Source organism: Streptomyces sp. NPDC002838 (assembly GCF_040295365.1).
Classification (GTDB): Bacteria; Actinomycetota; Actinomycetes; order Streptomycetales; family Streptomycetaceae; genus Streptomyces.
The window spans coordinates 1-11,938 of record NZ_JBEOVF010000041.1 but is presented as its reverse complement, the minus strand read 5'-3'; the positions used below and the strand labels follow the sequence as shown (position 1 = coordinate 11,938).

At 69.5% G+C, this 11,938-nt stretch carries 11 protein-coding genes and 1 rRNA gene; 10 read left to right on the top strand and 2 right to left on the bottom strand.

From position 1 onward, the window contains the following. Nucleotides 1-358 precede the first annotated feature (358 nt). The 6 genes from ABT063_RS37520 (at nucleotide 359) to ABT063_RS37495 (ending at nucleotide 7,514) form a co-directional block, all read left to right on the top strand. Nucleotides 359-667: a DUF8827 family protein gene (locus tag ABT063_RS37520; protein ID WP_095752152.1), complete on the top strand. Its 309-nt coding sequence runs from the start codon at nucleotides 359-361 to the stop codon at nucleotides 665-667. Nucleotides 668-857: 190 nt separating this feature from the next. Beyond that, nucleotides 858-1,688, top strand: a complete 831-nt coding sequence (locus ABT063_RS37515) for a DUF8175 domain-containg protein (protein WP_351064881.1) — start codon at nucleotides 858-860, stop codon at nucleotides 1,686-1,688. Next, nucleotides 1,678-3,021 carry a hypothetical protein gene (locus tag ABT063_RS37510; protein ID WP_351064879.1) on the top strand — a complete coding sequence of 448 codons (1,344 nt, stop codon included), beginning with the start codon at nucleotides 1,678-1,680 and terminating at the stop codon, nucleotides 3,019-3,021. The genes ABT063_RS37515 and ABT063_RS37510 overlap by 11 nt, the downstream gene beginning before the upstream one ends. Next, a complete protein-coding gene (locus tag ABT063_RS37505) occupies nucleotides 3,018-4,577 on the top strand; it encodes an SCO6880 family protein (protein WP_351064878.1) in 1,560 nt (519 codons plus the stop codon). Before ABT063_RS37510 ends, ABT063_RS37505 begins: the two co-directional genes overlap by 4 nt. 12 nt (nucleotides 4,578-4,589) lie before the next feature. Beyond that, complete coding sequence (locus tag ABT063_RS37500) at nucleotides 4,590-5,999, top strand: ATP-binding protein (RefSeq protein ID WP_351064876.1); 1,410 nt, start codon at nucleotides 4,590-4,592, stop codon at nucleotides 5,997-5,999. An 18-nt stretch (nucleotides 6,000-6,017) separates the two neighbouring features. Next, nucleotides 6,018-7,514: a type IV secretory system conjugative DNA transfer family protein gene (locus ABT063_RS37495; protein WP_351064874.1), complete on the top strand. Its 1,497-nt coding sequence runs from the start codon at nucleotides 6,018-6,020 to the stop codon at nucleotides 7,512-7,514. Nucleotides 7,515-7,519: 5 nt separating this feature from the next. Here ABT063_RS37495 and ABT063_RS37490 read toward each other — a convergent pair whose 3' ends face one another. Continuing rightward, on the bottom strand, nucleotides 7,520-8,068 hold the full coding sequence (locus tag ABT063_RS37490) for a GNAT family N-acetyltransferase (protein WP_351064872.1): 549 nt from the start codon (nucleotides 8,066-8,068) through the stop codon (nucleotides 7,520-7,522). A 93-nt stretch (nucleotides 8,069-8,161) separates the two neighbouring features. Between ABT063_RS37490 and ABT063_RS37485 the strand changes: the two genes are divergently transcribed. The 4 genes from ABT063_RS37485 to ABT063_RS37470 are packed head-to-tail and all read left to right on the top strand — an operon-like array spanning nucleotide 8,162 to nucleotide 11,804. Then, nucleotides 8,162-9,082: an ABC transporter ATP-binding protein gene (locus ABT063_RS37485; protein ID WP_351064870.1), complete on the top strand. Its 921-nt coding sequence runs from the start codon at nucleotides 8,162-8,164 to the stop codon at nucleotides 9,080-9,082. Further along, nucleotides 9,079-9,849, top strand: a complete 771-nt coding sequence (locus ABT063_RS37480) for an ABC transporter permease (protein WP_351064868.1) — start codon at nucleotides 9,079-9,081, stop codon at nucleotides 9,847-9,849. The genes ABT063_RS37485 and ABT063_RS37480 overlap by 4 nt, the downstream gene beginning before the upstream one ends. Before the next feature lie 24 nt (nucleotides 9,850-9,873). Further along, nucleotides 9,874-11,136, top strand: a complete 1,263-nt coding sequence (locus tag ABT063_RS37475; protein WP_351064866.1) for a sensor histidine kinase — start codon at nucleotides 9,874-9,876, stop codon at nucleotides 11,134-11,136. Next, the gene (locus ABT063_RS37470) at nucleotides 11,133-11,804 is read left to right on the top strand and encodes a response regulator (RefSeq protein WP_351064864.1); all 672 of its coding nucleotides are present in this window, start codon (nucleotides 11,133-11,135) and stop codon (nucleotides 11,802-11,804) included. Before ABT063_RS37475 ends, ABT063_RS37470 begins: the two co-directional genes overlap by 4 nt. 47 nt (nucleotides 11,805-11,851) lie before the next feature. On the opposite strand, the gene rrf is transcribed toward ABT063_RS37470, so the two are convergent. Then, nucleotides 11,852-11,938 (bottom strand): 5S ribosomal RNA (gene rrf / locus ABT063_RS37465); the annotation flags it as partial.

The window sequence follows — 11,938 nt, the reverse complement described above, 5'->3', positions numbered from 1 at the left end:
CATGAGAACATCGTCCCGACCACTCACCCGACTGGCCGTCAAAAACCGCGCCGAGTCGTAAAATTCGCAAAAAGGTCAACGACGGAACCACACGCCAGGTTTCGCTCAGGCCTCATTGCCCGGCGTGACCTGCCATGATACACAGAGTTACCATACGACTCCTGGCATACCGCCCACGCCTGTTCGAGGGACCTCCCGAGGCATTGATGCGGGCTGGTGGCAAGGTATTCGTACGAAACCCGCCAATCAATGACGCCAAGTCGACATGCGACTGCGACATTGTCGGCGAGAATGAGAGCTGACCTCTGCGCCAGTGCAGAGGGAGAAGCGGAACTACCCACCAGGGGCGGTGACTTACATGTTCTTTGCGGCCGACGAGGGAGACATCAACACCATTATCGGCGGTATCGCTCCGGACTGGGGGCCCTTCGGCAGCCTGGGCAACGAGGCGAAGGTGATGATCGAGGTCGTGATGGCGGTGGCCATCCTGCTCTGCCTCGGCATCGCCATCTGGGGCGCTGCGAAGCAGCGCATCGGCGCCACCGCCCTGCGGGACACCTTCAGTGCGGAACAAGGCAAGGGCCTCATCATCGCGGGGCTGACAGGCGTCTTCATCATCGGCTCGCTCGGCACACTCTTCACCATCGTGTACGGCATGGCCGTGTAGGCGGGCGGCCACCGCCCGTGCGTGGCGCGTCCGCTCGGTGCCCCCCACTACCCCATCCGTCCGTCGTGCCCACCGGCTGAGGTTGCGTTTCCCTGATGTCGAGTCACCACACCGCGCCCGCGCGGGAACCAGCACGGCTACCGTCGTACTCCTACGCGTTTTCGCACGACGTCGAGGGAGCGTACGCGGCATGAGTTTCGGTGACGGGCAGGAGCCCTCCGACGGTTTCGGCGGCACGGGACACACGCGCACGCGCCTGCCCGAAGGCGGTGGCGACGTCTACGGAGGCGCGCGGCGGGGTGGCCGCTCGTCCTCGCGGAGCCTCATCACGGTCGTCGGCGTGATCGTCCTCCTCATCGCGGCGATCGCCTTCGCGAACCGTGGGGGAGACGATTCGTCATCGACGGACGGGGCGGGTTCGCAGCCGGAGGCGGCGTCTACGGCCGCGAGCGGGGAGAAGCCTGTGCAGGCGAAGGCGGGGGGGATTCCTTCGGGGTTCGCGCAGGATGAGGTGGGGGCGCAGAGTGCGGCGGCGAACTATGCGGTGACGCTGGGTTCGACCGGCATGTTCAACAAGGGCACCCGGCACTCCATCGTCGATGCCATCTACACGCCCCCGGCCGCAACGAAGCTCCAGGGTGCCATGGACCAGGCGTATTCGGCGGACTTCCTCGGCAAGCTGGGCCTCGACGCGGAGGGCAGAGCGCCCGAGGGCAGCACATTCGTGTCCCGCACTGTACCCGTGGGCACCAAGGTCCAGCAGTTCAGCGACAGCAGCGCCAAGGTCGCGGTCTGGTACATGGGCCTCATCGGCATGTCCGGCGAAGGCTCCACCGACCCCGTGAGCTCGACCTGGAAGACCTGGACCTTCGACCTGCAATGGACCGACGGCGACTGGAAGATCGCCTCGGACGCGCAGACGGACGGACCGGCCCCGGTCCCGGGCGACGACAGGGCCGCCAGCTCTGATGAGATCAGCAAGGCCATCGAGGAGTACGGAGGGTTCACGTATGCCCGGTAACCCGAGTCGCGTACTCAAGCTCACGGCCTTGGTGGCCGCCGTACAAACCACCGCCGTTCTGTTGGCCACCCGCGCCGTCGCGGCGCCCACGCCTACCCCCACGCCGGCGCCGTCCACCAGCGACAACCCCTGCGACCTGCTGATCGGCCCCGCCAAGCAGTACTGCGAACAAGACGGCGGCTCAGGCCGCCGCTCCGGCACCAACACCCTCGACCCCACCTCCACCCTCGACCCCCTCTCCTCCCTCGCCAAGGGCTGCGCCGACGCCGCCGCCTGGACCGTCGACAAGCTCAGCGAGGCCGTAAAAGAAACCGCGAACGTCGACTTCACGAACCCCAAGTTCCTCCAGCAGTACGCCGTCGTCTTCGCCGCGTCGACGATCCTGACCCTCCTCCTCTGGCTGCTGGCCGTAGCCAAGCGAGCCGTACGAGGCGTCCCCCTCACCACCGCCATCTCCGAGGCGATCGGCTTCCTCTGGCTGACCGTCCTGGCCTCCGCCTTCACCCCCCTGATCCTCTACACGGTCGTATCCGCCACGGACGGCGTCTCAGAAGTCCTCGCGAAAACCACCGGCGACCAAACAGACACCTTCTTCGGCAACTTCTCCGGCGCCCTCGAAAAGGGCGAGAACATCGGCGGCGGCCCGATCATGCTGATCGTCGTGTCCCTGGTCAGCATCCTCGCCGCCGGCGTGCTCTGGCTGGAGCTCGTCATCCGCGCCGCCCTGCTCTACGTCGGCGCCCTCCTCGGCACCGTCGTCTACGCCGGCCTCGTCGACAAGAACCTGTGGGGCCACGTCCGCCGCTGGGCGGGCATCATGATCGCGGTGATTCTCGTCAAGCCGGTCATCGTGATCGTGCTCGGCCTCGCCGGCGCGCTGTCCGCCGACGACGGCCCCGACGCGTTCTCCGCCGTCGTCTCCGGCCTCGCCATCATCCTGCTCGCGATCTTCGCCAGCGCGATGATCTACCGTTTCGTCCCCGGCTTCGGCGACGAGCTCGCCCACTCCCGCAGCAACCGCATCATGCAGGGCGCCGAGGGCAAGGCCGCCGCGGTCATCAGCTCCCCCGCGACCCTGGTCGCCCAGGGCATCAAGACCCACAGCAGCCGCGCCGACAACAACGGCGGCCAAGCCCAGGCCTCCAATGCCCCCCGCCCGAGCAACCCCGCATCCGGCGGAGTCGCCGCGCACAGCACGCGCCCCTCGACCGGAGGCGGCGGATCTGTCCCCTCCGCCGCACCCGCTCCCCGCTCGGGCAGCCCGGTGAACACTCCCCACGCCAGCAACACCCGCAACAGCAGTACCAACCGCACGGGAGGTGAAGGGCGTTGACGACCGAGTCCCACGTGTCCCATCCGGTCACGCCCCGCCGTACATATCTGATCGGCCGCGCCCGGCCGAACGCGATGGTCGGCCGGAATCGTGAAACCGGCGAGATCGCGCTCATCATCGGCGGCGCGTTCCTCGGCATGATGTGCGGGCTCCTCGTCCCGGTGCTGTCCCTGCGCATCGTGCTCCTGGTGGGGCTGCCGATGCTCGCGCTGGCCGCGGTGTACGTGCCCTACAAGCGCCGCACCTTCTACAAGTGGTTCGAGATCAACCGCAGCTACAAGCGGACCGTCAAGCAGAACGCCACCTACCGCTCCGCGGTCATGGAGGCCGGCACCCACATCGACGGCCGCGAGGTCGAGATCGGCCCGCCGCCCGGCATCGGCCGCATCACCTGGCTGGCCGCCCCGTTCGGCCCCGACGAGATCGCCGTACTGCTGCACGCGGACCGCAGGACGGTCACCGCCGCGATCGAGATCGAGGGCCCGGGCGTCGGCCTGCGCGACTCCGAGGACCAGGAAGCCCTCGTCGACCGCTTCGGCACCCTCCTCAAGCACGTGGCGAACGGCGACGGCTTCGTCACCCGGCTGCAGATGCTCGCCCGCACCCTCCCCGCCGACCCGGACGCCCACGCCAAGGACGTCGCCGTACGCGGCGACGAGAGGGCGCCGGGGTGGCTGCAGCAGTCGTACGACCAGTTGCAGTCGATGGTGTCGACGAGCAGCGAGCAGCACCGCGCCTACCTCGTCGCCTGTATGCACTACACGCGCGAACTGGCCGCCGAGGCCCACGCCATGGCCCGCGCCGCCCGCCCGCAGAACGGCCGCAAGCTGGACCGGGACGCCGGCCTCGCCGTCGTCATGGCCCGCGAGCTGACCGACATCTGCTCCCGCCTCCAGGAGGCGGACATCCGCGTACGGCAGCCCCTCGGCCAGGGCCGCCTCGCCTCGCTCATCCACTCCATGTACGACCCCGACCACCCCATCGACCACATCCAGGCGATGACCAAGCGCAACGCCTGGCCGGCCGAGCTGGACGCCATGGAGCCGACGTACCTCCAGGCCAAGACCCGGGAGTCCTCCACCCGCGCCCCCTGGTGCCACGCCACCGCCTGGGTGAAGGAGTGGCCGATGACCCCGGTCGGCGTCAACTTCCTCGCCCCGCTCCTCGTCCACACCCCGGACGTCATCCGTACGGTCGCCGTCACCATGGACCTCGAACCCACCGAGATCGCCATCGAGCGCATGCTCACCGAGAAGACGAACGACGAGGCCGAGGCGTCCCGCGCCGCCAAGATGAACCGGACCGTCGACCCGCGCGACATCGCCGCCCACAACCGCCTCGACCAGCGCGGCGAGGATCTCGCCAGCGGCGCGGCGGGCGTCAACCTGGTCGGCTACATCACCGTCTCCTCCCGCTCTCCCGAGGCCCTGGCCCGCGACAAGCGGACCATCCGGGCGTCGGCCGGAAAGTCGTACCTGAAGCTGGAGTGGTGCGACCGCGAGCACCATCGCGCCTTCGTGAACACGCTTCCGTTCGCCACCGGCATTCGAAGGTAGAGGGGCCGCCGCATGCGGGATCCGATGTCCATCCTCACCGAAGCCTTCACGTCCTTCCTCTTCGGAAAGGTCGAGACGACCCGCCTGCCGGTACGCACCTCCACGGGCCAGGCCCAGGCGGTCTACCTCCCGACCGCCGCCCCCGGCCTCGGCGACTCGGGCGTCATCATCGGCCGCGAGGTCTACTCCGGGAAGGGCTACATCTACGACCCCTTCCAGCTGTACGGCCAGCAGCTCCCGGCACCGCACTGGCTGGTCCTCGGAGAGTCCGGCAACGGCAAGTCGGCGCTTGAGAAGACGTACGTCCTACGACAGCTGCGCTTCCGCGACCGCCAGGTCGTCGTCCTGGACGCGCAGGGCGAGGACGGCGTCGGTGAATGGAACCTGATCGCGCAGGAGCTGGGGATAACTCCTATCCGGCTGGACCCGATGGCGGCGCTGGACCATGGGATTCGTCTGAACCCCCTGGACCCCGCGATCACGACCACGGGACAGCTCGCGCTGCTGCGGACCATCATCGAGGTCGCGCTGGGGCATGGGCTGGACGAGCGGTCGGGCTTCGCGCTCAAGGTCGCCCACGCCTACGTCAACGAGACGATCGTCGAACGCCAGCCGGTGCTGATGGACATCGTCGAGCAGCTACGGCACCCCGAGCCGGAGTCGGCCGAGGCGATGAACGTCGACATAGACGACGTACGGGCGTGGGGCCTGGACGTGGCGCTGGTCCTTGACCGGTTGGTGGACGGTGACCTGCGCGGCATGTTCGACGGCCCGACGACGGTCGGCATCGACCTGGACGCCCCCCTCATCGTCTTCGACCTGTCCCACATCGACCGCAACTCCATCGCCATGCCGATCCTCATGGCGATCGTCGGCGTGTGGCTGGAACACACCTGGATCCGCCCCGACCGGAAGAAGCGCATCTTCCTGGTCGAGGAGGCCTGGCACATCATCAACAGCCCGTTCGTGGCGCAGCTGTTCCAGCGGCTGCTGAAGTTCGGGCGCCGGCTGGGTCTGTCCTTCGTGGCGGTCGTCCACCACCTGTCCGACGTGGTGGACGGAGCGGCGGCGAAGGAGGCGGCGGCCATCCTGAAGATGGCGTCGACGCGGACGATCTACGCCCAGAAGGCGGACGAGGCGAGGGCGACGGGCCGGGTGCTCGGCCTGCCCAGGTGGGCGGTGGAGATCATCCCGAGCCTGACCCCCGGCATCGCCGTCTGGGACGTCAACGGCAACGTCCAGGTCGTCAAACACCTGGTCACCGAGACCGAACGCCCGCTCGTCTTCACCGACCGCGCGATGACCGAGTCGTCCGCCGACCTGACGGACGACGCGCTGCGCGCGGCCGAGCTGGAGGCGGAGGAACGGGCGGCGGCGTTCGTGGAACAGCACCTCGGCGACTCCGAGTCGACGGTGGCGTAGTAGGCCTAGGGGGAGCCCATGAGACCGGGTGAGGGACGCGACGGCCGGCAGGACGCCCACGGCGGCCAGGGAGGCATCCCGGACGGCCTGCTGGTCGGCATACTCGCCTTCCTCCTCGGCATGACCCTGCTGGTCTGGACGGCCACGGGCCTGGCCGGCCTGTTCTCCCACGGCGCCTGGCCCACGGGGGTCACCTTCACCCGCACCCCCCTGGCCATGCGCCACCTGATCGCCCAACCGCACGACATCACCGGCGCCTGGCCGGAGGCCCCCGCCGCCGAGCTCTCGGGATACGGCCTGTTCTGGGGCCTGTTCATCGGCCAGCTGATGGTCCTGATCGTCCTGACGGTGTTCGTGCTGGGGACGGTGGCGCGGTGGAGGGCGGTGCGGGCGAGGAGGAGGGCGGAGCGGGCGGCGGCGTACGACAAGGTGGCGGCGGCAGCGCCCGAACCCGAACCCGAGATCCGTGAAGTTCCGGTGCCGCGCGCGGAGCCACAGCCGACCGAGCTGCTTCAGGAGACGGCACCGGTGGAGTCGGCTCGCTTCTTGGCCAACGGCGAACGGGTGGGCGGCTGGGAAACGAACCGCGCCGAAGGCGCGGTGCTCTACGGCCCCCCGCAAACCCGCCACACCACCGCGACCCAAGCGGTCCACGACGCGGCAGGCCCAGCCCTCGTCGTCACCTCGAACCCCACCATCTGGCAGGACACCAAGGACGCCAGAGCCAAACTGGGCCCGGTCCACGTCTACGACCCCTCCCACCTCTGCGACACCCCGGCCCGCCTCCACTGGTCCCCCACGGCAGGCTGCGAGGACAAGCAGACAGCACACAGCAGAGCCACCGCCCTCCTCGCCCCGCTCCGCCCCACCGCAAAACTCGACCAGGCGGTGGCCGACGTAGCCGAAACACTCCTGCGGAGCTACTTGCACGCCGCCGCCATCGACGGCCGCACCATCCGCCACGTCCACCGCTGGTGCCAGGGCACCCAGATCCAGGACGCCGTACGCACACTCCGTACGCACCCCAAGGCCGCCCCCGGCGCCGCGGGCGAACTCGAAGCCGCCCTCACCGCACACACCGAACGCCGGGACATCGCCCAGGAGTTGGCGGGCCGAGCCCTCTCCGCCCTCTTCACCGTCAATATCCGCGAAGCCTGCACTCCCAACCGAACTGATGCGCTCGCCTTGGATTCCTTCGTAGACGAAGGGGGCACGCTTTATGTGGTGGGTGAATCCATCGAGGACCCCCGGGCGAACCCCGGCGCGATGCCCCTCCTGACCGCCCTCACCTCAAGCGTGGTCGAGCGCGGCCGGCGCATGGCCGAACGGTCATCCTCCGGTCGCCTCGACCCACCACTGACGCTCGTCCTGGACGACGTCGCCGCCGTGGCTCCGCTTCCCCAGCTCCCGGAGCTGCTGGCCACCGGAGCGGACCGGGGCCTGCCGACGCTGGCCCTGCTCCGGTCCCGTGAACAGGGCCGCACCCGCTGGCCGAACGCCGAACTGCCGGTATAACCCGGCTAGTCGCGCTCCAGCACGAACTCCAGCTCCCGCTCCTCGGAGTGCCCGGTCAACGGCACAGTCACCCCGCTCGGCACGAACCCCACCTTGCGGTAGAACCGCTGCGCCCGCTCGTTCTCCTCGTGCACGATGAGCCGCACCCGCTCCGCGCCACACGCCCACGACCACTCCAGGGCGGCGTCGAACAACACCTCGGTCAGCCCGCTCCCCCGCTCCTCGGGCAGTACGAACACGGCGACCAGATGCGTCTGCTTCCGCTCTATCGGAAACCCGGCCCAGTCCTTCGTCCCGGGCTCCTCCACCAGCACGGTCAGTGTCCCCACCCACCGCCCGTCGGGCCCCTCGGCGATGATCTGCTGCGCCGCCTCCGCCCCCTCGGCGGAACTCGCCGTCCGCTCCTGCCAGTAGGAGTCCGGCTTGGCCGCAGCCGCCTCGTACGTCTCCAGAAAGGCGAGGTGCGCCACCGGATCCCGCAGCGCCGCAAGCCGCAACTCCTTCGCGGCGGGCCACTCGTCGGCGCGTACGGACCGGATCACATAGCTGCTCATGCCGCCACCGTAATACCCGGGTACTACGCCCCTCACCACAAATACTGCCCCCGGTCCGACGCCCACCGCACCCTGCCGGACGAGCATCGAAGCATGATTACGGCCAAGGACCTCACCAAACGCTACGGCGACAAAACAGTCGTCACCGACCTGTCCTTCACCGTCCACCCGGGCACCGTCACCGGCTTCCTCGGCCCGAACGGCGCCGGCAAGTCCACCACCATGCGCATGCTCCTCGGCCTGGACGCCCCCACGCGCGGCCACGCCACGGTCGGCGGACGCGCCTACGCCAGCCACCCCGCGCCCCTCACCGAGGTCGGCGCGCTGCTGGAGGCCCGTTCGGTCCACCCCGGCCGCACCGCCTACCACCACCTCCGCGCCCTCGCCCACACCCACGGCATCCCCAAGTCCCGCGTCGACCACGTCCTGGACCTCACCGGCCTGACCGAGGTGGCCCATCGCCGCGTCAAGGGCTTCTCCCTCGGCATGGGCCAACGCCTGGGCATCGCCGCCGCACTGCTCGGCGACCCGGCCACCCTCATCCTCGACGAACCGGTCAACGGCCTCGACCCCGAGGGCGTCCTGTGGATCCGCACCCTCCTCAAGTCCCTGGCAGCGGAAGGCCGTACGGTCCTCGTCTCCTCCCACCTGATGAGCGAGATGGCCCTGACGGCCGAGCACCTGGTCATCATCGGCCGCGGCCGCCTCCTCGCCGACACCACGGTCACCGACTTCGTGCGCCAGTCCGCCGCGGGCACGGTGAAGGTCGTCACCCCGGAGCCCGACACTCTCGTACGACTCCTCGCGGCACCCGGAACAAACATCACCGCCGCCACCCCCACCACCCTCGAAGTCCGCGGCACGGACGCCGAACACATCGGCCGCACGGCCGCCGCCCACGGCGTCCCCCTCTTCGAACTCACCCCGAACACGGCCTCACTGGAGCAGGCCTTCATGGACCTCACCCGCGACGAGCTGGAGTTCACCGCGACCCTGGACGGAGCCCGCACATGACCACCCTGGCAGTCACCCCGACCCGAGTCCTGCGCTCCGAATGGCACAAGCTCTGGACCGTCCGCTCCACCTGGATCAGCCTGGCCCTCGCCGCGGCCCTCACCGTCGGCATCGGCCTCGCGATCGGCGCCAGCTACGAGTCCGGCGGGGGCGACTCGGACGTCGACGTCGTCCTCATGACTCTCCTGGGCATGCAGTTCACGTCGATCGTCATCGGCGTCCTGGGCATCCTGTCCACAGCGGGCGAGCACTCCACCGGCATGGTCCGCTCGACCATGACGGCCGTCCCGCGCCGCCTGCCGGTGCTGTGGTCCAAGGCCGCCGTCCTCGGCGTAGTCGCGTTCGCCGTCACCCTGGTCACGAACCTCGTCACCTTCCCCCTGGTGCAGATCCTCCTCTCCGACACCGACAAGGCGGCCTCCCTCGGCGACCCGGGCGTGCTCCGCGCCCTCGTCGGCAACGCCGCCGGGCTCGCACTCCTCGGCGTGATGGCCCTCGCCATCGGCTCGCTGATCCGCTCCGTCCCGGGCAGCATCGGCGTCCTCATCAGCGCCGTCATGATCCTTCCGGAGGTCCTCGGGATGCTTCCGTACGACGTGATCGACGATGCCGTCCGCTACTTCCCCGCAAAGGCCCTCGACGCCCTCACCCAGGCCGGCCCGGCACCCGGCACGGCCTCACCCGGCGCAGCCCTCCTCGCCATGGCCCTGTGGGCCGCAGCCACACTCGCGGCGGCGGCGATGCCGCTGAAGCGACGGGACGTCTGACGCACGGCGAAGGAAGACCCCACCATGGACCCCGTGACGGAAGAACGAGCAGCGGAAGAACGAACGGCGGAACCCCTCACCGAGTACGTCCAACGCATCACCAGGCGGGTGCGCGCCTTCGACCGGCGCCACCCCCTGGTGTGGGACCTGCACGTCACCGGCTTCTGGGTGACGGCGGCCCTGATCGACTACACCGGCGGCGGCTGGCGCAACATCGCCCACAACGTCCACGTACCCGGCTGGCTCGTCCTCGTCCTGAGCCTCGGCTTCTCCGTCCCCCTCCTCTGGCGGCGCAGCCACCCCCGTGCCGTCCTCATCGCTCTGGCACCCGTCGCCCTCGTCAACGCGTGGACCGGCGCCATCCTCCAGGCGGCCCTCCTCCAGCTACTGGTCGTCTACCACATCGCCCTGCGCCTGCCCCTGCGCACCCTGTGGTGGTCGGCGATCCTGGTGCTCACGCCGGTGTTCGTGACTGTGGCCCGCTATGGCGACGAAGCCAGCTGGAACCAGCAGATCGGCTCCCAACTGCTGTCCATCGCCACGGCCGCCCTCATCGGCGTCACAGTCCGCACCCGCCGCAACTACACCGAGGCCCTGGAGGACCGCGCCCGCCGCCTCGAGACCGAACGCAACCAGCAAGCCCTCCTGGCCGCCGCCGCCGAACGCGCCCGCATAGCCCGCGAGATGCACGACATCATCGGCCACAACCTCTCCGTCATCACCGGCCTCGCCGACGGCGGAAAGTACGCCGCCGCCAAGTCCCCCGAACGCGCCGCCCAGGCCCTCCACGCCATCGGCACCACCAGCCGCCAGGCCATGAGCGAACTACGCCGCCTCCTGGACATCCTGCGCGAGGAGGAAAAGTTCCAGAGCGAGGCCGACCTGACCCCCCAACCCACCCTCACCGACCTCGCCCCACTCATCGACGGCGTACGGTCCGCCGGCCTCCCCGTCCACACCTCCATCCACGGCACCCCCGCCCTCCCCCCGGGCCGCCAGCTCACCGTCTACCGCGTCATCCAGGAAGCCCTCACCAACACCCTCAAACACGGCGGCGCCGGAGCCACCGCGGAGATCACGCTGTCGTACGAGGAGAAGGGCGCCGTCACCGCCACCGTGACCGACACCGGCAACGGGGGCGAGGCCCCTGACACCGGCGGCCGCGGACTGCCCGGAATGCGCGAACGAACCGCCCTCTACGGCGGCACACTTGAGGCCGGCCCCCGCCCGCACCCGGAGCGGGGCTGGCGCGTCCACTTACACCTCCCGGAGGAAAGCCCGCAGTGACCACGGTCCTCATCGCCGACGATCAGCCCCTCCAGCGCCTCGGCTTCCGCATGCTGCTGGAGAGCCAGGACGACATGACGGTGCTGGGAGAGGCGATGAACGGCGCCGAGGCGGCCCGTATGACCGCCGAGCTCCACCCCGACGTCGTCCTGATGGACGTCCGCATGCCCGGCCTCGACGGCATCGAGGCCACCCGCCGCATCGTCGCCTCCGGCGACCGCACCCGCATCCTGATCCTCACGACCTTCGACCTCGACGAGTACGCCTACTCCGGCCTGCGCGCAGGTGCCTCCGGCTTCCTGGTCAAGGACGCCCAGCCGGAGGACCTGCTCTCCGGCATCCGCGCGGTGGCAACGGGCGACGCGGTGGTGGCCCCCAGCCTGACCCGCCGCCTCCTGGACGCGTACGCCCAGCATCTGCCGACCGGCACACCAGCCGACAGCCCGGGAGAACCGGACCCGCGCCTGGCCGCCCTCACGGACCGTGAACGCGAGATCCTCACGGTCATCGGCAAGGGCTGGACGAACACCGAGATAGCCACCCGCCTCCACCTGGCCGAATCGACGGTGAAGACCCACGTGGGCCGCGTCCTCGCGAAGACGGGCTCACGGGACCGCGTCCAGGCGGTGATCCTGGCGTACGACACGAAGCTGGTACAGCCGTCATGAAACGCAGAAAGGCCCACACCAAATGGTGTGGGCCTTTCTCAAGATTTGTTCGGCGGCGTCCTACTCTCCCACAGGGTCCCCCCTGCAGTACCATCGGCGCTGTAAGGCTTAGCTTCCGGGTTCGGAATGTAACC

Excerpts from the sequence above, each read along its gene's own strand:
- ABT063_RS37480 (WP_351064868.1), top strand. The coding sequence starts at position 9,079 with ATGACCACCCTGGCAGTCACCCCGACCCGAGTCCTGCGCTCCGAATGG.
- ABT063_RS37490 (WP_351064872.1), bottom strand. The coding sequence starts at position 8,068 with ATGAGCAGCTATGTGATCCGGTCCGTACGCGCCGACGAGTGGCCCGCC.
- ABT063_RS37485 (WP_351064870.1), top strand. The coding sequence starts at position 8,162 with ATGATTACGGCCAAGGACCTCACCAAACGCTACGGCGACAAAACAGTC.
- ABT063_RS37495 (WP_351064874.1), top strand. The coding sequence starts at position 6,018 with ATGAGACCGGGTGAGGGACGCGACGGCCGGCAGGACGCCCACGGCGGC.
- ABT063_RS37500 (WP_351064876.1), top strand. The coding sequence starts at position 4,590 with ATGCGGGATCCGATGTCCATCCTCACCGAAGCCTTCACGTCCTTCCTC.
- ABT063_RS37520 (WP_095752152.1), top strand. The coding sequence starts at position 359 with ATGTTCTTTGCGGCCGACGAGGGAGACATCAACACCATTATCGGCGGT.
- ABT063_RS37475 (WP_351064866.1), top strand. The coding sequence starts at position 9,874 with ATGGACCCCGTGACGGAAGAACGAGCAGCGGAAGAACGAACGGCGGAA.
- ABT063_RS37515 (WP_351064881.1), top strand. The coding sequence starts at position 858 with ATGAGTTTCGGTGACGGGCAGGAGCCCTCCGACGGTTTCGGCGGCACG.
- ABT063_RS37510 (WP_351064879.1), top strand. The coding sequence starts at position 1,678 with ATGCCCGGTAACCCGAGTCGCGTACTCAAGCTCACGGCCTTGGTGGCC.